The 22184-nt window shown below is 62.5% G+C and carries 17 protein-coding genes and 3 pseudogenes; 14 read left to right on the forward strand and 6 right to left on the reverse strand.

Annotated elements, in window-relative coordinates; translation table 11 throughout:
* Nucleotides 1-488: 488 nt before the first annotated feature.
* Nucleotides 489-1100, forward strand: coding sequence for a sigma-70 family RNA polymerase sigma factor (locus FOS14_RS19885; RefSeq protein WP_143772569.1), 612 nt, complete (start codon nt 489-491; stop codon nt 1098-1100).
* 355 nt (nt 1101-1455) lie between these two features.
* Here the strand turns inward: FOS14_RS19885 and FOS14_RS19890 are convergent, their stop codons facing one another.
* Nucleotides 1456-2199 (reverse strand): PIG-L deacetylase family protein, encoded by a 744-nt coding sequence (locus FOS14_RS19890; RefSeq protein WP_143772570.1) that lies wholly within the window; start codon nt 2197-2199, stop codon nt 1456-1458.
* A 160-nt stretch (nt 2200-2359) separates the two neighbouring features.
* On the opposite strand from FOS14_RS19890, the gene FOS14_RS19895 reads away from it, so the two are divergent.
* The gene (locus tag FOS14_RS19895) at nt 2360-3202 is read left to right on the forward strand and encodes a class I SAM-dependent methyltransferase (protein ID WP_143772588.1); all 843 of its coding nucleotides are present in this window, start codon (nt 2360-2362) and stop codon (nt 3200-3202) included.
* 109 nt (nt 3203-3311) lie between these two features.
* Nucleotides 3312-3611: a hypothetical protein gene (locus FOS14_RS19900; protein ID WP_143772571.1), complete on the forward strand. Its 300-nt coding sequence runs from the start codon at nt 3312-3314 to the stop codon at nt 3609-3611.
* 303 nt (nt 3612-3914) lie between these two features.
* On the opposite strand, the gene FOS14_RS19905 is transcribed toward FOS14_RS19900, so the two are convergent.
* The 5 genes and pseudogenes from FOS14_RS19905 to FOS14_RS19925 form a co-directional block, all read right to left on the reverse strand.
* Nucleotides 3915-4184 carry a hypothetical protein gene (locus FOS14_RS19905; RefSeq protein ID WP_143772572.1) on the reverse strand — a complete coding sequence of 90 codons (270 nt, stop codon included), beginning with the start codon at nt 4182-4184 and terminating at the stop codon, nt 3915-3917.
* A 465-nt stretch (nt 4185-4649) separates the two neighbouring features.
* Nucleotides 4650-4919 carry a hypothetical protein gene (locus tag FOS14_RS19910; protein ID WP_143772573.1) on the reverse strand — a complete coding sequence of 90 codons (270 nt, stop codon included), beginning with the start codon at nt 4917-4919 and terminating at the stop codon, nt 4650-4652.
* Nucleotides 4901-5185, reverse strand: coding sequence for a DUF6247 family protein (locus FOS14_RS19915; RefSeq protein WP_221936745.1), 285 nt, complete (start codon nt 5183-5185; stop codon nt 4901-4903). The genes FOS14_RS19910 and FOS14_RS19915 overlap by 19 nt, the downstream gene beginning before the upstream one ends.
* Nucleotides 5182-5781 carry a recombinase family protein gene (locus FOS14_RS19920; protein WP_143772574.1) on the reverse strand — a complete coding sequence of 200 codons (600 nt, stop codon included), beginning with the start codon at nt 5779-5781 and terminating at the stop codon, nt 5182-5184. Before FOS14_RS19920 ends, FOS14_RS19915 begins: the two co-directional genes overlap by 4 nt.
* A 196-nt stretch (nt 5782-5977) precedes the next feature.
* Nucleotides 5978-8080 (reverse strand): annotated as a pseudogene (locus tag FOS14_RS19925) (type ISP restriction/modification enzyme); the annotation flags it as partial.
* A 227-nt stretch (nt 8081-8307) separates the two neighbouring features.
* On the opposite strand from FOS14_RS19925, the pseudogene FOS14_RS25320 reads away from it, so the two are divergent.
* From FOS14_RS25320 to FOS14_RS19975, 11 genes and pseudogenes are all read left to right on the forward strand, one after another.
* Nucleotides 8308-8550, forward strand: a pseudogene (locus FOS14_RS25320) (site-specific integrase); the annotation flags it as partial.
* A 90-nt stretch (nt 8551-8640) separates the two neighbouring features.
* The gene (locus FOS14_RS19930; RefSeq protein ID WP_255450468.1) at nt 8641-9585 is read left to right on the forward strand and encodes a site-specific integrase; all 945 of its coding nucleotides are present in this window, start codon (nt 8641-8643) and stop codon (nt 9583-9585) included.
* 98 nt (nt 9586-9683) lie between these two features.
* On the forward strand, nt 9684-11399 hold the full coding sequence (locus tag FOS14_RS19935) for a hypothetical protein (RefSeq protein ID WP_143772576.1): 1716 nt from the start codon (nt 9684-9686) through the stop codon (nt 11397-11399).
* On the forward strand, nt 11396-13462 hold the full coding sequence (locus FOS14_RS19940; protein WP_143772577.1) for a hypothetical protein: 2067 nt from the start codon (nt 11396-11398) through the stop codon (nt 13460-13462). Before FOS14_RS19935 ends, FOS14_RS19940 begins: the two co-directional genes overlap by 4 nt.
* On the forward strand, nt 13459-13875 hold the full coding sequence (locus FOS14_RS19945) for a hypothetical protein (RefSeq protein WP_143772578.1): 417 nt from the start codon (nt 13459-13461) through the stop codon (nt 13873-13875). The genes FOS14_RS19940 and FOS14_RS19945 overlap by 4 nt, the downstream gene beginning before the upstream one ends.
* A 213-nt stretch (nt 13876-14088) precedes the next feature.
* Nucleotides 14089-14274: a helix-turn-helix domain-containing protein gene (locus FOS14_RS19950; protein WP_052525842.1), complete on the forward strand. Its 186-nt coding sequence runs from the start codon at nt 14089-14091 to the stop codon at nt 14272-14274.
* 2 nt (nt 14275-14276) lie between these two features.
* Nucleotides 14277-17546, forward strand: a complete 3270-nt coding sequence (locus FOS14_RS19955) for a helicase-related protein (RefSeq protein ID WP_143772579.1) — start codon at nt 14277-14279, stop codon at nt 17544-17546.
* Nucleotides 17543-18208 (forward strand): DUF4391 domain-containing protein, encoded by a 666-nt coding sequence (locus FOS14_RS19960; RefSeq protein WP_143772580.1) that lies wholly within the window; start codon nt 17543-17545, stop codon nt 18206-18208. The genes FOS14_RS19955 and FOS14_RS19960 overlap by 4 nt, the downstream gene beginning before the upstream one ends.
* An 18-nt stretch (nt 18209-18226) precedes the next feature.
* Entirely contained in the window at nt 18227-20185 is a 1959-nt protein-coding gene (locus tag FOS14_RS19965; protein ID WP_143772581.1) for a site-specific DNA-methyltransferase, read from the forward strand.
* A gap of 5 nt (nt 20186-20190) precedes the next feature.
* Nucleotides 20191-21888, forward strand: a pseudogene (locus tag FOS14_RS19970) (DEAD/DEAH box helicase family protein); the annotation flags it as partial.
* 66 nt (nt 21889-21954) lie between these two features.
* Nucleotides 21955-22184 (forward strand): DUF4158 domain-containing protein (locus FOS14_RS19975; RefSeq protein WP_185981854.1); only part of this gene is annotated, 230 nt, incomplete at its 3' end.

A 22184-nucleotide genomic window follows, 5' to 3' on the forward strand; every position in this document is an offset into this window, starting at 1 on the left:
CGGCGTCTGGATGCGCCGGGTCGAGCCGCTTCGAAACCGACTGTTCGGCAACAGTTTTCGGACACAAGAATCCCCGGACGAAACGAATTCGCCCGGGGGGCCGGCGGGGATGTCAACCGTCGGTGGTCGGATCGCTGCGGAGGACACGCCTCATGCCGCGGCGTCGAGCAGATCGAGTTCCTCGGCCACGATCAGATCGACCTCGTCACTGGTCAGACCCGACAACAAATGCGTCGACAACATCCTGCTCACCTCCTCACCACGGTCGCCTACCGATACGACGAAACCGAAGGCCGAAATCGACACCCCGGCGGGGGTGAAAGCCGAGGATCGATCCGGAAACCGTCACACCCGGACAGACGTCGCAACCGTCGAAGAGACGCAGGATGCGTCCATACCCGCCCGGCATCGTCGGTAGAGAAAGAACCCACGCGGGGATGGTCAACGCCGGCCGTCCCGAGGATGCTGGACACCGGAGGACACGAACAATGACGGAATCGACAACCCTCGCCACCACACCGGCAATCGAAGCCACCAGCCTCGATGAGCTCTGGCGGGACTTTTCCCGCGACCTGCGTGCGTTCATCGTCCGCCGTGTCGCCACCCCCGAGGACGCCGACGACATCCTGCAGATCGTATTCCTGCGTATGGCCAAAGGACTCGACGAACTCCGCGACCGTGACCGGATCCTGGGCTGGATGTTCTCCATCACCCGCAACGCGATCACCGACTACTACCGCGCCGCGCCGCACCGCCGCGAACTCGCCGTCGACACCGTTCCCGACCATGTTGCCGACAGCCCGGACGGCGCCGACGCCGCGCAACGCGAACTGTCCGCCTGCCTGCAGCCGATGCTCGCCACGCTGCCCGACGAGCAAGCCGACGCCGTCCGGATGGTCGACCTCGAGGCGCAAACCCACGTCACCGCCGCGGCCAGCGCGGGAATCTCGGTGTCCGGCATGAAGTCCCGCGTTCAACGCGGCCGGGCCGCGTTACGCCGGCAGCTCGCCGCCTGCTGCCACATCGACCAAGACACCCGCGGCCACGTCCACGACTACCAACCCCGCAACGACTCCTGCGCCTGCACCGGCACCAACTGACCGGGCACCTACGCCGTCCCGGTGCACGGCAGGCCGGGGCCACACTCCTGTGAAAGACGATGCGGCGCGGGCCATCTGGCCCGCGCCGCTGTCATGTCCCGTCATGCGCTGCTACTGGCAGCCGCACCCACCACCCGTCGTGGCCTGCGGGCCACAACAGGTCGGTTTCGCGCTGCTGTCGCAACACGTCGCCTGACGCGCAACCGTGCAACACGACGACGCGCTCCCCGAGGCCGGGGCCCCCGACACTGCTTCCTTCTCGACACTCTCCATCACGACACTCCTCAATTCGTTGAACTTGCTGACACCGATACAGACGACGCCCGAGCCCGACGGACGCACCTCGTTTGCGACCTCACACGCCCTGCAACTGGATCTGCGCCATCGCGACCGCGTGCCGCGCGCCGATGCTGGTGCCGGCTGCGGCCGTCATCGTGCGGAGGAATTGTGCGGGGTCGAAGTCTCGACCGAGCCCTTGGAGGTAAGCGGCGTGGGCGCGCAACGATGCGATGCCGGCATCGAGATGATCGGTGACGTCGACAGCGTGGGAAGGCTGGTTCGCCCCCATCAGATAGACGTGGCGGACACCAGCCCAGGGCTCGAGGCCTTCGTCGAGCAATTCGGGAAAGATCCAGCGGTTGCCTGCATCTCGTGCCGCATCCAATACCGCGACCGCCACAGCGCGGTGATCGGCCTGGTTCACAATGCGCTGCCCGGCCGTCATTCCGTAGGTGAGCTCGTAGGTCGCGGTGATCAGCACCTCGGGACGAAATCGCCGGATCTGGCGGGCGATATCGCTGCGCAGGCCGATTCCGGCCTCGACCACGCCGTCGCGGTGTCCGAGAAACGTCACATCGTCCACCCCGACCAGGGCGGCGCTGGCGAGTTGCTCCTTCTGCCGTAGCGGGCCGGCTTCCGCTGGTGTGAGGCCGTCGATGCCGGCCTCCCCGTCGGTGGCGATCACGTACGCGATCGATTTCCCTGCTGCGGTCCAGCGGGCGATCGCGCTCGCCGCGCCGTACTCGAGATCGTCGGGATGAGCGACGATTGCCATTGCTCGCGTCCAGTCCTCGGGCAAGGTGCTGATCTGGTGAGTCATGATGCCTCCATGTGCAGTTGCTGACGTAGGTACCGACGCACGTACCTCCGAATGGACGCACTGCTCTGCTTGCTCCGGCTGGGTGCGTCCTTTCCTCCCAGGTCTCGTCGTTACTGGTGTGCCGGACGTGGCATCAGCACCCGAGCGTGAGGACATCGACATGACGACGATCCATCCCCCAGCAGACACCGACCGTGCGCTCAAGGCACGACACCGCGCATTGTGGGCTTCCGGTGACTATCCGGCGGTAGCGGCACAATTGATTCCGACCCTCGGCGCGGAGCTCGTCGAGGCGGCCGGTATCCATGCCGGCCAACGGGTGCTCGACGTGGCGGCGGGCAGCGGGAACGCCGCAATTCCGGCCGCGGAGCGGAAGGCCGTCGTGACCGCGTCGGATCTGACACCCGAGTTGTTCGTCGCCGGGCGTCGACTCGCCGCTGCCCGTGGCGTCGAGTTCGATTGGGTCGAGGCCGACGCCGAGGATCTGCCGTTCGACGACAACAGTTTCGACGCCGTCCTGTCGGTCGTCGGGGCAATGTTCGCTCCACACCATCAACTGACCGCCGACGAAATGCTGCGCGTCACCAGGCCCGGCGGCACGATCGCGATGATCAATTGGACACCGCGCGGCCTGATCGGAAACCTGTTCAAGACGATGGCGCCATACGCACCGCCGGCCCCGCCCGGCGCGTCCCCAGCCCCCTTGTGGGGTGACGAGCAGCACGTTCGAGATTTGTTCGGAGATCGCGTCGCAGCTCTCGAGTTCCGCTACCGAACGGTGGCTATCGACCGCTTTGCCGACCCCGCCGAGTTCCGTGAGTTCTGGAAGCGCAACTACGGCCCCACGATCGCCGTCTACCGGCACAACGCCGCCGACCCGGACCGCGTCGCCGATCTCGACCGTGACTTCCTCGACTTCCTGAACGAATGGAATCGCGCCGAGCAACCCGGCCGGACCCGGTACGACGCCGAATACCTCATCGTTATCGCACGCAAGCGGTAACGCCCGGGGGCCGCGGGGTCGAGCAACGCTCGCCCGGGTTCCGCGTGACGTTCGGTCACATCGCGTTCGGCCGTCGCGCGGAGCAAACAAGAGTGGCAGTATCGAACGCATGTACGAGCGCGTGTGGCGGAAGTTCAACCCACCCCGACCGGTCGTCGTCGACTTCGGCCGCGCGCTGCCACTGTCATTCGACGGCAAAAGAGCAGACGAGGTCCCACTGGTCGTCCGGACACTCGGCCTACGCCTGGGCGGTTCGATGCCTGGCGAGCAAGTGGCATGGATCCGGCTGATCGATGGCCAATGGCTCGCCCGCGTCCATGTCCGCGCTGAAATTGGCCGGACCACGATCATGCTCGAACAGTGGGTGCCGGCACGTGCGATCCGCCCACCCGACCACTATGCGACCTAGTTTCCGAACGCCAGGGCAACAGTTCTGAACCGGCGAGAGATCCAGCGGTTTCCGGATCGACCCTCCACACCCCGGTCAAGCACTGGAATGGCTGCGGCTGGACAACGGGACCTACCTCATCCGGGTTCGATTCCGGCTCCACCATATGGGTGGCGGCGGCCAGGGCCTCGACATCGTGACGTGGCTGCCCGCCGCCGCCGTAGCGCCGCGCCCGGATGGGTGGCGGCCGCCACCGACCTGGATCGAGGCGCGAACGAGATCGGAACCACTCGACCACCCCGGCGACAGGCATCCGCCACCACCCTAGCGACGACGTCGTACGAAGCGTTCCACCACCATCCGCCGGAATTCGGCGCCGGGCCATCGAGGGTCGAAGACCCGAATACGGCCCGCCGCGATCGCGAGCAGCAATTGCCGGTCGAGACCGAGCCTCGTCAGGGACAGGATTGCGGCCTCGAGATCATCGTCGAGCACTCGGCCACCGTCGCCGTTCACCGGCGATGCCGCCCAACGGTCACGATCCCGCTGCATCACGAACACCAGGTCCTCGTAGTTGCGCTGTGCCAGCTCCATCAGCATTCCTCTTCTCTCGTGTTGACGAACTGGCGACAACGGTACGAACGTGATTTCCGGCGGTGTCGCCGGAACGACACCGCGAACCCCTGGGCTGACGTTCTCCACGCAGGTCAGAGCAAGGTTTCAGGGGGCGAGAGGGCAGAGGCGGAAGTGCAGCTTGTCGCATGAGACGGGCCAGTTGTGCACCGCGACGGGAGTTCCGGCGGCGAACGAACTGTCCGGGTGCCGTCGTACTGTGCGGGCATGGACCGCAACGAGCACATCGAGCGCCCCTCCGATGATCGTGAAACACACGCCACGATCGTCGCCAACGCGCTCGACATCGACGAACTGGGGGTCGCGGTAGTAATCGCGGAAAATCCAACGGTAACGAGCCTGATCCGCACATGCGCTCGCGGTCCATACCTCGAACGGACCGAACGTGGTAGCGCCGACGGGGACCTCCCAAACCTGCCGAGAGCGTTATCCGATCCAGAGGATGTTGAAGATGATCAGAAGTTCGGCGGTGTCGTCGACGCGGAAGGATAGGAGGCCGTGCTCGCCGAACTGGGTTTCTCGGTATAACAGTTCACCGTCGGGATAGACCGGCCAGGCATCCCATGGGGCGTCGACGAGCCGGATGATCCGCTCCATGAAGGCGTCGTAGGCAGTGTCGTTGTCGATCAGGTCGACGAACTGGTGTTGCGCGCGTCCGATCAGTCTCGGCCGGTAGCTCACTGCCTGTCGGTCCACCCCGGTAACGGGACAAGGTCCTCGGGGTGGGGGTTGCGTGCGGCTCGTGCTGCGGCGTCGAATCCGGGATCGGCGTATGCGGTCGCGCGCAGTCGCCATCGGTGCAGCAGGGCACGCAACTGGGGCCATTGCCCGACCTCGCGGGCGGCGTCGAGCCCGGACCGGTACTCGGCGAGGAACTGGCTGTGCCACCGGTTCGGTAACAGGGCGAGGATTTGGGCGGGATCGTCCGGATCCGGTTGCAGCGGCAGGGGTTCCGCGGTCACGATGCCTTCTCCTTCTCGTTCGCGCTTCGGTCGCGGTTGATGGTGCGGTAGACGGTCGGCCGGGAGATCCGGAACAGCTCGGCGAGGTCGGTGATGGTGTAGTCGCCCGTACTGTGCATCCGGCGGAGCTCGGCACACTGCTTGGTGGTCAGTTTCGGTTTTCGCCCCTTGAGCCGGCCTTTGGCCCGTGCGACGGCCATGCCTTCGCGGGTGCGCATGCGGAGCAGGTCGACCTCGAACTCGGCGAAGGTGGCGAGGATGTTGAAGAACATCTTTCCCATCGGGTCGGTGGGGTCGTAGACCTGGCCGCCGAGGGAAAGTCTGATTCCGCGTCGCGCGAGGTCGTCACCGATGGCTCGGGCGTCGGGAACCGACCGCGCCAGGCGGTCGAGCTTCGGGACGACGAGGGTGTCGCCCTCGCGGAGAGCGGCGAGCGCCTGGTCCAAGCCTGGACGTGCGCGGTTGGTGCCGGTGAGCCCGTGATCGAGGTAGACCCGGTCCTCGGCGACACCGAGTTCACGAAGCCGTTCGCGTTGTGCGGTGAGGTCCTGGGAGTCGGTGGAGCATCGGCAGTAGCCGACGAGCGTGGCGGCCATGGTTCGACTGTAACGGATAGCCAGGGTTCTGTGAGAATATTTGCGGACCACCCTATTGAGACACCGTCGATTCGCCATTCCCGCACGTCGCCGTGTGCTGGTGGCCGAGGCTGTCGAGTGTCCGTTAGCCGGTCCCCGAACGGACGGCGTTCCAGACACGCCGGAATGGGGGTGTACGCGACCAATTTGCTTCGGATCAGACTTCCAAGGAACCGACGATCCTCGTCGTCTCGATAGCGACGGTGGTTACCAGTTTGATCAGGTCGACAATGTAGCGCGGATTGTCGTGCTCGTCACACCAGTCGTTGGGGTCGTTGACGATGCCGGATGCCTTGTCGGTCTTGACTTGGTATCGGTCGATGATCCAGCCGAGCGCGGAGCGGCTGCCGAGCTGGTAGCGCTCGGCCTCGGGTGGGATGCCTCCGATGGTGATCTTCGGGCTGTAGACGATGGTCGTGAAGTCGCCCTTCGTCTTCCACTTCATCTTCGTGACACGCCAGGTCTCGCGGTCGGCCGGGTCGCCCTTGATCTGGACATCGAGCGGGTACGGCTCGACGGCCTCGTAGTTGACGTGAAGTTCAGCGAGCTGTCGGCCCGCTTCACTCAGCTGATCGAACCGGCCGCGGTCGGCCGGCGTCGGGATGTGCGGGAGCATCTTCTTCAAGTCGGCTGCGTACTTCTCGCGGTACGCGGGGTCGTGAAGTAGGCCATAGACGTAGTAGAAGATCTCGTCCTTGGTGACTTCGCCGATCGCGTCGCTGTACAGCTTGTGGATCGCGTCGGTGATGTTGTCGTGGCGCTGGTAGCCGTACTCGTCGGCGTCCGCGCCGTCGCTGAAGTCGAAGCCACCGTCGGAGGACTCGCTCTTGGAGTAGGTGTAGCGGGAAAAGAACTGGGCGGTGTCCAGGATGTGCAGGTTCGGCAGCAGATCCGTCATGAACGGCGTGAACGTGAAGTGGGACGCTGGGCCGGTGAGAACGATGCCGAGGTTCTTGTGGTGCGGCGTCGGAAACATCGACGGGAGTTGGTACCGCCGCTCGTTGAGTTGCGGGTCGAAGTAGACGTGTTGAGTCTGGAATGGTCGGTACGCGCTAGGCGCGATCGTCGCCGCATTGAACGCGAACCGCTTGCCGCGAGAAAGGGAGTCTTTGATGCTGCCGCCCCAACTAATCTTCGACGAGTCGGCGTTAATGAACTCGTCGACCGCGCCCTTCCGTTCGGTGATCCGGTTCTGCTCGCAGTGCGTGATGAAGCCATCGACCTGGGTGTTGTAGAAGTCGATCATTCGGCGCACGTTCGATTCGACCGCAGTGTGTGAGTAGTTGTAGACCCAGGTGTCGCGGTTCGACTTCAGACCAGCCGAGTAGCTCTCGAACACTCGTACCCCGCCTGTCTTGTCTCCGATGATCGGCCACGCTAGGTACGTCTCGTCACGCTGATTCACCCAGTCGCCGTGTGTGTTTGGTGTGATCGTCTGCCAATCGACCGTGCCGATCGTTCCGCGGTCGACGATTGCGAGCTTCTCTTCTCGGGAGAGGTAGTCGCCGATGTCGCGGTAGTACACCTCGCACGGCCCCGTGTGCGTCGAGTCCTTCACTCCGATGAAGATTGCGACGGTGTTCCGTGAGCCGGACCCGAAGACCTTGCCGCCTTCCTTGCGTGACAGTTCGCCTGCAGTGCGCTGGTTGCCGCGCAGGTTGTAGACGTAGATTCGGGCGTATTCGTCGGTCAGTGACAGGCGGATGCCGTCGGCGGTGTTGCCGTCGAGCCAGCCGCCGTTGGACACGAACGCGACGACTCCGCGTTCGTCGATCCGGTCGGTTGCCCAGCGGAATGCCCGCAGGTAGGAGTCGTAGAGGCTGTTCTTGTTTGTCGCCGTCGACCGCTTCGCGTACGTTGCCGCGATTCGGCCATCCAATGTCGGGTAGGCGAGGTTTGCGTTCATGTCGTTCGCGCTGGTCTGCCCCACCGAATAGGGCGGGTTCCCGATCACCACATTGATCGGGATCCCCATCTGCTTGACGATCCGGTCGTTGTTCTGCGGGAACATGACGGTGTCCAAGGTGTCGCCGTCTTCGGTGATCTGGAACGTGTCGGCGAGCACGATTCCTTCGAACGGCGAGTAGTCCTCGCCCGTCAACGCGTGGTAGGTCGTCTCGATGTTGACGGCGGCGATGTAGTACGCGAGGAGCATGATCTCGTTGCAGTGCAACTCGTTCGCGTACTTGCGTGCCAGATCTTCCGGATTGATCAGTCCGGATTGCAGCAGTCGGGTCATGAAGGTCCCAGTCCCGGTGAACGTTATGCGCTGTATTTGGGCGTGTCTCACTCGGATCCATGCGCCACCCCGTTACAGTGCCCGCAACCCTGACTACAGAAGGGCCGTTGAGGGGGACGCTTCCGGTGGATTTGTACTTCGCTGACTGGTCGCTGGTGTCGCGGCCGGACAGGTTGAAGGCGGTCGGCTCCGACGCCATCTCGACGCCACGAGTGCCCGACGGGACTCCGGTATTGGTGGACAATTCGATGCGCCCGGTGGAACCTTGGTGCACATTCCTGGGGCTGTACTCGCAAAATCTACGTCGGAACTCTGTTGTCTCCTACGCCCGCGACGCGCTCGAATTCGGCCGCTTCCTAGAGACGAGAGGCGTTGGGGTGCTAGATGTCTCGGAGTCCGACCTGGTGGCCTACCGGGCGGACCGATTCGCTTCCGGGGTCTCGCCGCGTTCGTGGGCTCGGCAATTGGTGGTGATTCGAGCTCTCTTCACGTACTTGTACGAAACCGGGCGCAGAGACAGTTTGCCGTGGATTCAGGTCGGTAGCCGGTCGGTGGTGACTCCGCGGATTCCTCGGACTGAGATGGATGTTCGGGCGCTTTCTCACGCGCAGTGGGTCGCGTTGCGCGATGTTGGGTTCGGCGGGGAGTTGCCCACGGGAGAGCTGGATCGCTCCTACCGCGGCAGGTCTACGGTCCGAAACGCGTGCGCCGCCGAGCTGGCACTGACCACGGGGATGAGGCTCACCGAATGGAGCACCCTGCTGGACGTCGAGGTCCGATCGGAGGGGGCTGGCACTTCACTCGTGCTGGAGGCATGCGCGAAGAACGGCCGTCGACGCCGAGTTTATGTTCCGGCATCCACCGTCCAGACAGTTGAGCTGTACCGAAACACGGAACGGAAATCGCTGGTGCGGAAGGCCCAGGCGAGCTTGCGCCGGAAACTGCCGAATATGGCGGTGGTCCACGACGTTGACCTGCCGGCGGGCAAGCTGGTCTACACGCTTAATGGTGACGAGCGGCGCGACGAGTTCGCGACGATTCCGCCAGAGACGCGACGCGTACTGGTGAAGGTGACTCCTGGCGGGATCGAGCCACTGTCGCTGTTCGTCGGTCGAGGCGGCGTGCCGCCATCGCAGCGGCGGTGGCACCAATACTTTGAGGAGGCCAACGACCGGCTGGCGAACTTCGAGGGCCAGGTTCCGATGATGTCGGTGGCGGTCACGCCACATGACTTGCGCCATACGTTTGCCGTGGTGATGTTGCGTAGCTTGCAGGCGCGTGCTGCGCAGCTCGAACGATCGCGTCCCAAGCACGGGTTCGGCACTATCAGCGAGCACATCATTCACAACCCTTTGTTGACTTTGCAGCGTCTGCTCGGGCATGCCAGCCCGTCCACGACGATGGTTTATCTGCGTTATGTCGATGAGTCAGACGAGCTCATTCAACGTGCCTTCGAGTCGTGGAGCGACAACGAACGTGACTACGCCAGTTACGTTCTCGCGCAAATCGAGGCACAACGGCCGTGAACGATTCCGACCGCCAGCCGCGTATTGTGACGTTTCCGCCGGGTGGTCCGCTGAAACAATCTCGAATTGATCCACGCCGGTATGTAGCGACAAGGCTCGTGGCTGAACTGGCTGACGCATGGAAGGAATGCGCCGAGACCGCATCGCTATCACCTGGCACAGTGTCCCGCCAATCCAGCGTGGTTCGTAGTGTCGGGAACTTCCTTACCGCCGACGCGGACAGATTCCTGACATTGTCCGGCGACGGCGCGGACGTGGCCCGGCGGCTACATGATTGGGAATCGGCGATGGTCGCCGAGTTCCCCCCGCCCAGCGTCCGAGCCAAAGACCTGGGCATGGAACTTCGCAATCAGGTCGCCCGCTACCTGCAGTCCAACGGGATCCCCGGAGGTGTGCTGGCGGACTGGGCGAACGGCCAGGTGTTAGACGGACGGCCATGGCAGGAACTCCCTCTCGACGAATTCAGCAACGACGAGCGCCTCCAACTCGAGCAGACCTGCCGGCAGATCGTGCGCGACACAGAGGACCGTCTGACGCGCGGCGACGCCCTACTTCGCGGCGGCCACGATCCGCGGATCCACGGGTGGAACAGCGTGGAGAACGTGCTGTGGGCTTTACGCAACGTGCCCTATAAGGATGAGTTCCACATCCATCTCGCCGGATCACGACGCCAACTGGATCCGCTAGAGATCGACCGCATGTCCGGAGTCTGGCGCGCCGCCGCGCGAATCAAGGCCCCACCACTGCTGACAGCCGTCGGCGCATTCCTGGCTCCCGATGCCGAGTACCTCCTGGCCATCCGGGTGTTACTGCATCTGCAGACCGGATGGTCGCCCGAAGAGAGCGCTCGACTCTGCCGCGAGGACATCGAGTTCGGCGTGGAGTCCGTGCGGGTTCGGGCGACAAAGGCGCGTGCCCAACGGATCCGATGGCACACTCTGGCCTCGCCGCGGGACCAGCCGTGGGGGTGGAAGGCCGGCGACCTTCTGCGGCGAGCTGCCCATGCCATGCGCCACGCCCACGCGCTGACGCCGGATCAACCGCTGTTCTGGGTGACCGGATGCCGGTCTGTCCGTGATCGGCTCGACCACGAGTATCCCCATTACGTGATCCGGGAGCACCACTTCGGAAAACTCAACACGCTGAAGAATCTGATTGAGCGCCACAGCCTCTCGATCAGCCAACCCCACGACATGCGCCGGCTCCGTAAGACGGTCAAGAGCGCACGCGCGGCTCTGCTGGGCACCCTCGCCGGCGCTGCCGGCGACGACCACACCGTCGAGGTCTTCCGCGACCACTACGCGCAAACCACGACCGTTCACACGATCGCCGCCCAGACGGTGCTGCGTGCGCAGCAGAAGGTCCTGCAACGCGCCTCACAGGGACCAACATTCGTGGCCGCGACGGCAGCCGAGGTCGCCGAATCACCGACAGATCCCGAGCTCGCCGAAATTGCCGCCACCGTCGCCGCGGAGACGCCCCCTGAGCAGGAACTGACGATCGCTGCTTGCCGAGATCCCTATGACGCACCGTTCATGGATCAGGGCTCGCTATGCCATGCCTCACCGTCGATGTGCTTGCAATGCCGTAACGCCATCGTGTTCCGCGATCACCTGCCGCGCCTGATCGCCTACCGAGAGGCACTGGACGCCATCGAGAACAACACGCCACCGAGGGTGTTCAGCGAGATCTACGGCCAGCAGAGAGTCAACATCGACGCCATCGTCGCCGAGTTCTTACCCGAGCAGATCGAGGCTGCCCGCCAGGCGGACATCCATCTGCACCGCCCGCTTGGACAAAGGGCCGAACAATGACCAATCCACCCCAGCCGCAGACTTGGCCGGCACTGACAGGCTTCGACCCCGACGAGCCAGTGTTACCTGCTGACCGCCGCGTGACCGACGGGCCTGACCCCCGATTCGGGGACCTCCCGCGCTGGGATCTCACCGCTAGCGGTCTCGCACCGAACCTCAATGCTGCACAGGCACATTTGCGTTTCGATGTGTATCCCGACGGGTGGGTGCCGGTCGCCAAGACCCTCGCGATGGCCATGCTGCAACCGGTCCACCCCGTTGTCAGACAAGCCGGAATCTATCGCTCCAATCGGCCCTACAAATTGAAGTCGATCCGACATGTCCTCACCGAATTGAGATACCTCGCGGAATGGGCCGCCACGGCCGGACTCAGCGAGGAGCTTTCAGCATGGACTCACGCTGACGGTGAGGCCTACCTCGCCTCGCGAAAGGCTCGATCCTTCTCTGCCGGCCGTAGCGCCAACGACCTCCTGCGCCACCTCGGTGATTTCCGGGGACTCCTGCCCAACGGCGGACTCTCCGTCCAGGTCAGCCCGTGGGCTGCGAGATCCAGCGGCGAAGTCAAGACGCCCGTCATCCCGCCGGAGACCTTCTGGCCACTGGTACGCGCCTGCTGGACCTACATCGACACTTTCGCCGCCGACATCACTGCTGCTCGCGATGAAATTACGCTCCTCGATACGCGTGGGCCCAAGTATCGGGAGGTCCGTCCCTCAACACGGGATATCGACGACGCGCTTGACGCCTGGCTGTCATCACCTGAAGCCTTTGTTCCCCTGCACATCTACACCTTGGGACGCGCACGGGCGGGAGACATCAACTGGGACGGCCTGGGTCTCTGCACGACACCTGGATTGAGCGGCACCAACTTCTACGGCAACCGCGGACCTGCTCGGCAACTTCGCGTCCGTCAGGCGATCGGCCAAGGCGTGCCCACTCGATACGGCTACAGCTCGGTCCAACCCGCGGCTGTTGAACGGCCCGACAGCACACACGGACCCTGGATAAGCGGCTTCGACCGCATCATCGTCAGCAAGGAACTCACCCAACTGCGCAACGCCGCATACATTTTCGTCGCGATCATGACGATGATGCGTGACAGCGAAGTTCAAAGCCTCGCCACCGGGGCCATCGGAACACATTACGGCGCCCCCGCCGTCACCAGCACACTGCACAAGATGCAACCACACGGTGGAACACCACAACGCTGGTGGGTAAGCGAACCAGTCGTGACGGCGTTAAAAGTCGCTGAACAAATCACCCTCGACGAGAACCGACTCTTCGGCGCTGTGCGCGAAAGCGTGCACCGCGACTTGACAGGATTCGACCAATACGAACAGATCCGATCGTTCGTCGCGTGGGTCAACGACCATTCACCCCAGAACGGTTTGGAGCGCATTCCCGCGACTCCGCTGGCGCCTCACATGTTTCGCCGCACCATGGCCGTGATCACCGCCAACGAGCCCGACGGCGAAATCGCGTTAGGAATCACGCTCAAACACAATGCCGTTCGCGCACTTGCCAACGCCACAACGAGTGGATACGCGGCGCCCACGCCTGAATGGGCCAAAGAATTCGAACACCACGCCAAGGAAGCGGCCGCCGGGGAACTCGTCGCTGACTGGGCACGTCACGCCCAAGGCGACCACGCTCTGCGCGGCCCCGGCGCAACAACCTTCGCCAACGGCCTCGCCGACATCACCGACCGCGCCAAGACCACCGTCGCCATCGGCAACGAACGCATGCTCCGAGCCCTGCTACGCGACGAATTCGCCACCATCCGACTCGGCACCCTCAACCACTGCCTCGGTGACCCCGCCAAAGCGCTATGCCTGGAAGGCGCATCCGCAGCCGTGAAAGCCGGCGGCCCGATCCCGAGCATGTGTCAACCCGCCACCTGCCGAAACTCGGTCATCACCGACCAACACCTGCCCATCTGGCTGCGCGAGGAATCCGACCTCGTCGACAAGCTCAAGGACAAGAGAATGGCACCCGTCCACCGCCAGCGCCTCGAAACCCAGCTCGCCGACGTCCGCAAAATCACCCACCAGGAGCCGAAGTGACCAGCGTCAGTCCGGCAACCGAGAAGAAGCTCCGCGACGCAATGGAGCGCCTGCTGGCGGGCAAGTCCAATCGGACCGACGGCCGGCTCACGAAAGCCAACTTGCACATCGAAGCCGGCGTCAGCCGCGCAACCATGAACCGTGCCACTGAGGTAATCGCAGACTGGAACGCCAGCGTCGGCAAGGAACCCGCTCCTCGTGACGCCGAGCTCGTTGGACTACAGGCCACGGTCACTGAACTCAAGAAGAGCGTCGCGAGGCTGCGCGAACACAACAGCGACCTCGAACGCAGAAACCGGGCCGCCGTCACCGTGATCGCAGAGCTCAACGCACAGCTTCAGGCCAGTCGGGGCGAGACTCCGATTGGCACCGTCACGCCTATACGGGACCGTGCAGCACGCAGACGAAGGTGATTATCGGCCAACCTCAGCGTTCTGCTGGACCGACGATAACGACTGCCCACTTCTCCTCCGTCTCCTCGCCGGCGTTCGCCAACCCAAGCCCGGCGCGCAACGGGCTTCACCCGCTATACCCGGTCAAAACCGGTCCAAATGGCTCTCTTCCCGATAAGCTCATCTCGCCCATGCACCGAGGTGTCGATTAGCTGTCAGCCAGGAGGTTCGCCCGTGCCCGAGCCGTGGCTGTCAGCCGACGACATTGCTACCCACCTTGGCGTCACCAAGGACACCGTGTACGCCTGGATCGCCGAGAAGGGCATGCCGGCTCACAAGCTGGGGCGCCTGTGGAAGTTCCAGGCAGCCGAGGTCGACGATTGGGTTCGTCGTAACGGGGCTACGGCCGCGGAGGACTGAACGTGCACATCATCGACAACGTCAACGATCTCCTCGGCGACGATCTCAAGGCTGAGGTGCAGGTTGGGTCGAAGCTGCGTATCGCTGCATCGACATTTTCCATCTTCGCGTTTGAGGCGCTGCGCAAGGAGTTGGAGCGAGTCGAAGAGCTCGAGTTCGTCTTCACCTCGCCGTCGTTTGTCGCCGCGGCGGCTACCGATCAGCTGCCCAAGGAACGCCGACAGTTCTTCATTCCGCCGGGGTCCAACGGGGAGTCGTCGCTCTACGGTTCTCAGTTCGAGATCCGTCTGCGCAACAAGCTGACGCAGCGGGCTATCGCGCGTGAATGTGCGGAGTGGGTGCGCCGAAAGGTTCGCTTCCGGTCGAACCGGACTGGTGCACCGATGCAGCAGTTCGCCGTTGTGGATGACAAGGTCGCCTACCAGCCGATCCAGGGGTTCACGTCTGCCGACCTTGGTTACGAGCGTGGGAACGCGGTGTCGAACGTCGTGACCAAGCTCGACGAAGCTCCCATGGCACGGCAATACGCCGCCCTGTTCGATCAGATCTGGAACAACCCCACGCAGCTCGAAGATGTCACCCAAGCGGTGTACGACCACATCGCGAGCGTGTACGCCGAAAACTCACCGGCGCGAATCTATTTCCTGATCCTGTACAACCTGTTCTCGGAGTTTCTCGAAGACGTCAGCGAGGACGTCCTGCCGAATGATCGCACCGGCTACCAGGAAACGCAGGTCTGGCAGAGCCTGTACAACTTCCAGCGGGACGCGGCGACGGGAATCATCAACAAACTGGAGACCTACAACGGCTGCATCCTCGCTGACAGCGTGGGACTCGGGAAGACCTTCACCGCGCTTGCAGTGATCAAGTACTACGAGCTGCGCAACAAGTCTGTCCTGGTGCTTGCACCGAAGAAGCTTGCGGAGAACTGGACCAACTACAACGCCAATCTGACCACCAATATTTTCGCTCGCGACCGGTTCAACTACGACGTCCTTGCTCACACCGATCTTTCCCGCACCAGAGGTGAATCGTTGGGGCTGCGGCTCGACCGAATCAATTGGGGCAACTACGACCTCGTCGTTATCGACGAGTCCCACAACTTCCGCAACGCCGACTACGCAGAAGAAAAAGAGTCGCGCTACCAGCGGCTGATGCGTCAAGTCATCCGCGAGGGCGTGAAGACCAAAGTGCTGATGCTGTCGGCCACACCGGTCAACAACCGCTTCAACGACCTGAAGAACCAACTCCAGCTTGCCTACGAAGGAAGGTCGGAGAACCTAAGCCAGCATCTCAACATCTCGACGACGGTCGAGAAAGTGTTCAGCGACGCGCAGCGCGTCTTCAACGAGTGGTCCAAGCTCGACCCCGAGGCGCGCACCACCGACCGTATCTTGCAGATGCTCGACTTCGACTTCTTCGAACTGCTCGACTCGGTCACCATCGCACGGTCCCGCAAGCACATTCAGGCGTTCTACGACACCACCGAGATCGGCACTTTCCCACAACGGCTCCCGCCGCGGTCGATTCGTGAGCCGCTCTCCGACCTCCCCGATGTGCCCGCATTCAACGAAATCTTCGGACAGCTTCAGGTGCTCACCCTGGCGGTCTACACGCCGCTGGCCTACGTATTCCCAAGCCGGATCGGTAAGTACGAAGATCTCTACAACGTCAAGGGCGGCACTGCGCGCTCCAATATCGGGCAGCTCGGCCGTGAGCAGGGCTTGAAAAAGCTCATGACGGTCAACCTGCTCAAGCGTTTGGAGAGTTCGGTCGAGGCGTTCCGGCTCACCCTCGCCAAAATTGAAGGGGCAGTCGACAACACTCTGATCCGGCTCAAGTCAAGAACGGGATCCTTGAACGACCTCAGCGTCGATTTCTCCGGCCTGGACCTCGATGTCGACGACGAGGATGACGCCAACGTCGAGGCCCTCTCGTTTGGCGAGAAGATAAAGATCGACCTCGACGACATCGACGTAGAATCCTGGCAGCGCGATCTCTGGAACGACCGCGAGACCCTCCGTGAATTACTCGACGAGATGCGCAGGGTCACACCGGATCACGACCTCAAGCTGCGGGAGCTCAAACGACTCATCGAGGACAAGGCCGCCAACCCCCTCAACCCGTTGAATCGCAAGGCACTGATCTTCTCGGCGTTCGCCGACACCGCCGAGTACCTCTACAAACAGCTCGCGCCGGCATTGAGCGACTCCGGGTTACACACCGCGCTCGTCACTGGCGGCGCCCACGCCGCGAAAACAACGCTGGGGACCGGCTACGACTTCCAGCAGGTCCTGACGTTGTTCTCGCCGAAGTCCAAACAACGCCACCTCACCATGCCCAAAGACACCGGCGAACTCGATGTGCTGATCGGCACCGACGTCATCAGCGAAGGCCAAAACCTCCAGGACTGTGACTATCTCGTCAACTACGACATTCATTGGAACCCGGTACGGATCATCCAACGATTCGGCCGCATCGACCGCATCGGCTCGACCAACGCCCAGATCCAGCTCGTGAACTTCTGGCCCGACATCTCCCTCGACGAATACATCAACCTAAAGGAACGCGTCGAGAACCGCATGGTCATCGCCGACCTCGCCGGCACCGCCGACGACAATGTCCTCACCCTTGAAGGCAGCGATGCCGCGTTCCGGAAGGAGCAGCTCCGCAAACTCCAAGACGAAGTCATCGAACTCGAAGATGTCCGCACCGGTGTGTCCATCACCGATCTCGGTCTCAACGACTTCCGCATGGACCTGCTGGGATACCTCAAGGAGTCCGGCGATCTGGCCACCGCGCCGAAGGGACTTCACGCCGTGCTCCCCGCAGACCCCTCAAGAGGCCTCCACCCCGGTGTGCTGTTCGCGCTGCGCAACGTCGACGCCAACGAGAACATCAATCGGGGCAACCGGCTTCACCCGCACTACCTGGTCTACCTCGACGACAACGGCAACGTCATCGCCGACCACACAGAGGCCAAACACCTGCTCGACCTGATTCGCACAGGATGCCGGCCCCATGAGGAACCCGTCACCGAGGTCACCCGCGTCTTCAACGCGGCCACGCACGAAGGTGCAGAGATGGGCAAGTACTCCGAATTGCTCACCGCAGCAATCCGATCCATGATCGACGTCACCGAAGAACGCGACATCGACAGCCTCTTCAGCGGAGGACACACGACCGCGCTCACCCAGGCAATCGCCGGCCTCGACGACTTCGAACTCACCGCATTCATCGCGATCGTCGACACCACCGAAGGAACCACATGACGGCCCTGCTCTACCGCTGGCCCGTCGCCGCCAAATTCGGTCGTACCGTCCCGAAGACCAAGTTCTACGAACACGGCACCGTCCCCAGTGCGGTGCGTGACAAATTCGTCACCGAGGTCCAGCGCATCACCTGGGCCTACAAGCTCGCCCAATCCACCATCAACCTGCCCGGCAACGCAGACGTCCCCGAAATCCAAGTCTTCCAGATCGATACAAAGGGCGACGATGTTGGCGAGTCCGTGCTCGCCGCCATCGACAAAGCGGTCAAGACCCCCATCATCTTCGAGATAGTCACGGGCGAAGGCGACGACCAGCGAGTCCGGATGGCTGCATCGCACAAACAGGCCGGCCCCGCTACGCCGAAGCTCGGCGCCTACTACACGACCGACTGGCAACCCCAGGACGCAGAGCGACAGCCACTACCCACAGCGATCAGCCTGCCGTCCCTGTACACCGCACTCCTTACGCCGCTGACCCCGGTATCAGCACGGCCAGGAGAGGAATTGTCAGACGTTGCTGCCAGACTCCAGGCCGTGCGCAAGCTCGAACGCGAGGTCGCCTCCCTTGAGCGCAAACTCCGCGCCGAGCCGCAACTCAACCGCAAGGTGGAGCTTCGGCGCGCCCTGAAAACGAAGCAAGCAGAACTGGAACAGCAGAGGTAGCAGGTGGAGAAACTTCGCATGACATCGCCCGACATGACCGAGGCCAATATTGACAAGCTCGCCGAGCTGTTCCCCAACGTCATCACCGAGAAGCTCGACGCCGAGGGGAATCCCAAGAAGGCCGTCGACTTCGACCTGCTGCGCCAGGAACTGTCAGATCATGTTGTCGAAGGCCCGCAGGAACGTTACCAACTCGACTGGCCCGGCAAGCGCGCAGCGTTGTTCATCGCTAACGCACCCATTGCGAAGACTCTTCGGCCCGCGCGTGAGGAGTCGGTCGACTTCGACGATGCGCATAACCTGTTCATTGAGGGCGATAGCCTCGATGCGCTCAAACTCCTCCAGGAGTCGTATCTCGGAAGAGCGGATGTGATCTACGTTGATCCGCCCTACAACTCCGGCGCTGATTGGGTCTACGCCGACGACTTCGCTGAGACGGCGGCCGAGTATCTGCTGCGCTCGGGCCAAGTGGATGGGCGCGGGGCTCGGCTAGTCGCGAATACCGAAGCGAACGGGAGATTTCACTCCGACTGGCTGAGCATGATGTATCCCCGATTGAAGCTGGCGCGCAACCTACTTTCGGAGACTGGCGTGCTCATCGCCGCGATCGATGATCGTGAGCACTCTGGGCTCAAGCAATTACTCGATCAGGTCTTTGGCGCTCAGAACTTCCTCGCGAATATCGTTTGGCAGGGCCGAGCGAAGAATGACGCGCGCTTTGCTGGGGGCGGCTTGGACTACATGCTCGTCTACGGTCGTGACCGGAATCGACTAATTGCCGACGACGTGCGCTGGAAGGAACCGAAAAGCGGCTATGGGCTGGTCGTCGCGGCAGTGCGTGATGCGTGGGCGCGTTCGGGCGAGGACGCTGCGAGGGCTACGGCAATTCTGCGTGAGTGGTGGAAGTCCAAGCCGGAGACTGAAAAGGGGCTCCAGTCGTACACCGAGATCGATGAATCTGGTCGCGCATTCCTCCGTGGACCACTCGCGAGTCCGAACCCCCGGGCGAATCTCCAGTACGAGCTACTCCATCCAGTTACAGGACGGCCTGTTCCGATGCACGAGAATGGCTGGCGCTACTCGCGGGAAACGATGGATCAGATGCTGGCAGAAGGACGAATCATCTTCGGTCCTGACGAGACGACGACACCGCGCCGCAAGATGTATCTGGACGAGCAGGAAGATCAGGCGATTCGTTCGCTCGTCGTACAGGAGCGTGCGAGTGCGACGGGAGCTTTGATCGATCTGATGGGCGCCGACGTCTTTGACAACCCCAAGGACATCGGCGTGCTGTGCAAGTGGATTAACGCCGTAACTCAAGGCAAGAAGGACGCTATGGTCCTCGACTTCTTTGGAGGTTCCGGTTCCACAGGGCACGCGGTGATGGCGCTGAATGCCCTCGATGGGGGACACCGGCGTTTCATCCTGGTTCAGCTTGATGAATCGGTGGCAGAGAGCTCAGGTGCAGCCCAGGCCGGATACACGACGATTGCGGAAGTAGCGAAGGAACGACTGCGGCGGGCGGGGGCCAAGCTCGTCGACGAGGCCGGGATTCTCGCGGACTCTGTCGCTCCAGGGTTTCGAGTTCTCAAGGTGGACACAACAAACTTGACGGACGTGCTGCGTACTCCCGACGAGACTGAGCAACAGACCCTTTCCGGCTTAGGGGACAGCGTGAAGCCGGACCGCTCGGGTGAGGATCTGCTGTTCCAGGTGTTGCTCGACTGGGGTCTCGAACTGACGATGCCCATCAGCGTGGAGAAGCTCGAGGGCCATGAGGTCTACCTCGTCGAGGACGACGCTCTCGTCGCCTGTTTCGATTCGGAAGTGAGCCCGGAGCTGGTGCGGGCGATCGCGAAGCGTGAGCCGCTGCGGGCGGTATTCCGCGACTCCGGTTTCGCCTCCGACGACGCTCGGATCAATGCGGAACAGATCTTCCATGAGATCTCCCCGGCGACGGATGTGAAGGCCATCTGACACTGATGAAGCTTCAGTTCAAGATTCAGCAGTATCAGACCGATGCCGTGGACGCGGTTGTCGAGGTCTTCGCCGGACAGCCGAAACATGATGGTGTTTCCTATCGGATCGATCCGGGCAGGGCGAAGCCGGCCACGGCTCCGATGCTTTTTGACCCGAGTGCGACTTCGGACTCGGGTCTGCGAAATGCCGAGATCGCGTTGACACCAACGCAGCGGCTAGAGAACGTTCAGCACGTTCAACGGTCGCGAAACCTGCCGCTGTCGGACAAGCTGGTGGACAGCAAAGCCGCTCCGGGTGCTCCTAATCTCGACGTCGAGATGGAAACCGGTACCGGTAAGACCTACGTCTACATCAAAACGATCATGGAACTGCACAAGCGGTACGGCTGGTCGAAATTCATCATCGTCGTCCCGTCGGTCGCAATTCGCGAGGGGGTGAAGAAGTCAATCGATTTGACGGCCGAGCACTTCCAGCAGACGTACGGCAGTAAGCCTCGGTCGTTCATCTACAACTCTGCCCAGCTGCATGAGTTGGAGCGGTTCAGCTCGGACGCCGGGGTGCAGGTGATGATCATCAACATTCAGGCGTTCAATTCGACGAGCAAGGATAACCGCCGCATCTACGACGAACTCGACGACTTCCAGTCGCGGCGTCCCATCGATGTCATCAGCGCAAACCGTCCCATCGTGATCATCGACGAACCGCAAAAGATCAGTGCACCAAAGTCATTGGAAGCACTGTCGCGATTCAATGCACTCATGGTGCTGCGCTACTCGGCAACTCACAAGGTCGAGCACACCAAAGTTCACCGCCTCGACGCGCTCGATGCCTACAACCAGAAGTTGGTCAAGAAGATTGCGGTGCGAGGCATCACTGTGAAGGGATTGGCCGGCACGACGGCTTACCTGTACCTCGATGCCATCGAGATCGCCAAGGGCGCAAAACCGCGGGCCCGCGTGGAGATCGAGGTACAGACCAAAGGTGGGCCGATCGCGCGCCAGGTTAAGCGCCTTGATGTGCGTACCAACCTCCATGACATCTCCAATGGCATCGAGGCGTACAAGGGCCTCTTCATCACCGACATCGACGCCAACCGCGACGTCATCGAACTCAGCAACGGTGATGTCGTCATCGCTGGACAGCTCTCTGACCGTGACGTCACCGAAGAAGCCAAGCGCCGCATTCAGATCCGTGAGGTGATTCGGGCGCACCTCGATAAGGAACGGGAGCTGTTCACCCAAGGCGTTAAGGTGCTATCGCTGTTCTTCATTGACGAGGTGGCGAAGTACCGCGATTACGACCGCGAGGACACGCTCGGCGACTATGCCCGGACCTTCGAGGAGGAGTACGCCGCGATCGTCGATGAGACTCTCGGCGAGCTCGAGTTCGACGTCGCATCCGCGGCATACCGGGCGTATCTTCGCCGCGACAACGTGCATGCCGTGCACGAGGGCTACTTCTCGATCGACAAGAAGACCAGGCATGCGGTCGACGGGCCAGTGCACACGACAGGTGACGAAAAGGGCCAATCCAAGGACGTCGACGCCTACGACCTGATCCTCAAGGACAAGGAGCGGTTGTTATCGCTGGCCGAGCCGGTTCGCTTCATCTTTTCCCACTCCGCCCTTCGGGAAGGCTGGGACAACCCCAACGTCTTCGTGATGGGCATGCTCAAGAAAAGCGATAACACCGTATCGCGGCCCGTGAGGAACAACGGAACGAAAAGTCACGCCAGGACCTGATTGCTGGGCGTACGGTGTGCGGCTGTGCCGGTGGAGTTCCTATCCGATGAACAGGCGCGGGCGTTTGGGCGGTTCACCGGGATTCCGACCCGTGAGGACCTGGACCGATTCGCCTTTCTGGATGACGCCGATCTGGAGCTGATCAGTCGGCGCCGCAGTGACTATTCGAAACTCGGGTACGGCCTACAACTGGTGACGGTGCGCTGGTTGGGAACGTTCCTGCCGGACCCGTTGGATGTGCCGGTCGCGGTGCT

Source organism: Skermania sp. ID1734 (assembly GCF_007489285.1).
In the GTDB taxonomy this organism is placed as follows: domain Bacteria; phylum Actinomycetota; class Actinomycetes; order Mycobacteriales; family Mycobacteriaceae; genus ID1734.

What these genes read in the sequence shown, in the direction of transcription:
- FOS14_RS19890 (WP_143772570.1), bottom strand. Translation starts at nt 2,199, where the DNA reads ATGACTCACCAGATCAGCACCTTGCCCGAGGACTGGACGCGAGCAATG.
- FOS14_RS19920 (WP_143772574.1), bottom strand. Translation starts at nt 5,781, where the DNA reads ATGGCCGCCACGCTCGTCGGCTACTGCCGATGCTCCACCGACTCCCAG.
- FOS14_RS19960 (WP_143772580.1), top strand. Translation starts at nt 17,543, where the DNA reads ATGACGGCCCTGCTCTACCGCTGGCCCGTCGCCGCCAAATTCGGTCGT.
- FOS14_RS19885 (WP_143772569.1), top strand. Translation starts at nt 489, where the DNA reads ATGACGGAATCGACAACCCTCGCCACCACACCGGCAATCGAAGCCACC.
- FOS14_RS19930 (WP_255450468.1), top strand. Translation starts at nt 8,641, where the DNA reads ATGGATGTTCGGGCGCTTTCTCACGCGCAGTGGGTCGCGTTGCGCGAT.
- FOS14_RS19905 (WP_143772572.1), bottom strand. Translation starts at nt 4,184, where the DNA reads ATGGAGCTGGCACAGCGCAACTACGAGGACCTGGTGTTCGTGATGCAG.
- FOS14_RS19965 (WP_143772581.1), top strand. Translation starts at nt 18,227, where the DNA reads ATGACATCGCCCGACATGACCGAGGCCAATATTGACAAGCTCGCCGAG.
- FOS14_RS19895 (WP_143772588.1), top strand. Translation starts at nt 2,360, where the DNA reads ATGACGACGATCCATCCCCCAGCAGACACCGACCGTGCGCTCAAGGCA.
- FOS14_RS19940 (WP_143772577.1), top strand. Translation starts at nt 11,396, where the DNA reads ATGACCAATCCACCCCAGCCGCAGACTTGGCCGGCACTGACAGGCTTC.
- FOS14_RS19900 (WP_143772571.1), top strand. Translation starts at nt 3,312, where the DNA reads ATGTACGAGCGCGTGTGGCGGAAGTTCAACCCACCCCGACCGGTCGTC.